We start from the raw sequence: 2,284 nt of genomic DNA, 5'->3' as shown, positions 1-2,284 counted from the left end.
CGACCTCCGGTGCGCCGGAGGTCGCGCCGGGCGTCCTGCACCGCGTGCGCGACGTGATGTCCGGTCGTCTGGACCCCGCACCCGACGTCCCCGTCGACCCGGGCCCGACCCGGAGGTACCTCGACGGGGTCGAGGGGCTCCGGCTGATGTACCTCGACCGGCTGACCGAGGCGGCGGACACCCAGCGCGGGCTGCTGGGTACCGCCACGGCCGAGGACGACCTCGTCGGGGTGCGGGTGCACGCCACGGTGCTGGCCGAGGTGCTGCTCTACGCCGGGCAGCAGGACGAGGCCTGGGAGGTCGCGACGCGCGCCGTGGTGCTGCCCACCCCGGCGGCGGGCGCCGACGGCGGGCTCGCCCGGGCGTTCCACCGGCGGGGACTGCGGGTGGGGGCGATGCTCGCCGCCACCCGGGGCGACCGCGGGCTGGCCGACGCCCTCGCCCGCGGCGTCACCGCGGCGGAGGCGGACGAGGGCGCGCTCGACCCGGTCGCGCCCGTCGCGGCGGTGCTGGAGCTGACGGAGCCCGACGACGAGGTCGCCGCGGTGGGCCGGCTGTGGCGGGCGGGCGAGCACCTGCTGAGCCGTGGTCTGGTGCCGTCCGCCCTGCACAGCTGGTCCTACGCCGCCCGCCCGTACGGCCCGGGCCGGGTCCGCCGCCTGCGGGCGGCCTTCGACGCGGCGCCGGTCCCGCTGCTGGAGCGGCACGTGCGATGGCAGGAGGCGTTGGTGCACGACCCCGACGCCGACCCCGCGGCGTTCGGGGTGCCCGCGGCGGCCCTGCACGTCGGGCACCGGCCCGCCGACCGTTCCACGGCGGCCGACGCCGGCCCGAGCGCGCTGACGGTCCGGGAGCAGGAGGTCGCGGCGCTCGCGGGCCGGGGGATGTCGAACCGCGCGATCGCGCACGAGCTCGGCCTGAGCGTGCGCACGGTCGAGAACCACGTGAGCCGGGGCCTGCACAAGCTCGGCCTGCACTCCCGCTCCGACCTCATCCGCGAGCCGGTGCTCGTGCCGCGGACGCCGACCGTGGCCGGTTGACCGCCGGTCGACGGTCGGTCGACGGCCGGCGGGACACCGGGGCGCCCACCACCCGGGTGCCTCGGGTTCCCACCGGGCGGGTGCGGGCGTGCGGATCGGGCGGACGGGGCCGCCAGGTTCCCGGCTGAGTGGTCGCCGGCGCGGTCGGGGTGGCGCGGCCCCGGTACCTGCTCAGACCGGAGCGCCTGCCCGGCCCTCCAGCGCCGGGAACGGCCGTCCCCGCTGCTCAGCCCAGCCGCCGGAGCCGCTCAGGACAGCCCGGGCCGTGGCTCCCCCGAGGCCGTTGACCGCCCCCCGGGGCCCGGTCAGGGTCGGTCCGCCGGACCCCGGCGGGCGCCGCACGGCCCCGCCGCGGACGGCGACCACCACCCGCAGGGCCCGCCCGGGCCGTGCGGGTCCACCGAGGGGGAGGAGCACGGCATGGTCCGCATCACGTCCACCAGCAGGGGAGGTCGCCGGGCGGCTGCCGCCGTGGCGGCCGCCGTCCTGCTGGCCGTCCTCGCGCCGCAGGGCGCGCGGGGGGCCGACGAGGGCAGGCGCCTCGTGGCGCCGGTCGCCGACCCCGACCGGCCGGCGTTCGACGCGGCCCTCGACGCGCCCGAGGACGAGCCCACGTCGGTCGAGGTCCCGCTGCCGGACCCGATCGCCCGCCACGACGAGCACCGCGCGGCGGCGCAGTCGTCCGGGGCGACCGTGGTGCGGAGCAGCGGCCTCACCGACGCGGACGTGGTGTACCGGGGCAGCCACGCGCTCGCGGGCGGCGGCTCCGGAGACGGCCTGGCCGCGACCGGGGCGCAGATCGTGCCCGCCCTGTTCCTCGTGCTGGTCCTGGGAGCCGTGGGGATCGCGCTGGTCCGGACCCGGGGGCCGCGCGACTGAGCGTCGACACCGGTCCGTCGTCGCCGCCCGGTCGGTGGACCAGGAGGTCCCGTCCCGCCGGGCAGGGGGTACCCCGCAGGGACGCCGGCCGGGGGAGCGGCCCCCGCCTACTGTCGAGTGCGGGGCCGACCGTGCCGGTCCGGGCCGCGTGCCCGAGCAGCCCCGACGACCCCTGTGCCAGGAGGAGGTGACCGCGGTGGACGACGCACCGAGTAGCAGCCCCCGGTCACCGCGCCGCACCCCGCGCCGCGCCTGACCGGCGTCCGGTCCGCCCCGCGCCGCCGCGGCGGTGGACCCCGAGGTGCCCCGCGTCCGCGAGCGCCTCGACGTGCCCCCGGGCACGTCCCACCGGTGCCGCCGTCGCG

2 protein-coding genes are annotated in these 2,284 nt (G+C 79.8%); both read left to right on the top strand.

The genetic code is table 11. The features are described from left to right. The coding region (locus EBM89_RS20350) for a helix-turn-helix transcriptional regulator (protein WP_233571887.1) at window positions 1-1,040 on the top strand (1,040 nt) is incomplete at its 5' end. Between the two features lie 420 nt (window positions 1,041-1,460). After that, entirely contained in the window at window positions 1,461-1,919 is a 459-nt protein-coding gene (locus EBM89_RS20345) for a hypothetical protein (protein ID WP_147463651.1), read from the top strand. Window positions 1,920-2,284 lie beyond the last annotated feature (365 nt).

This window comes from Cellulomonas triticagri (assembly GCF_003696205.1).
GTDB lineage: Bacteria > Actinomycetota > Actinomycetes > Actinomycetales > Cellulomonadaceae > Cellulomonas > Cellulomonas triticagri.
This window is presented reverse-complemented; position numbering and strand designations above follow the sequence as displayed.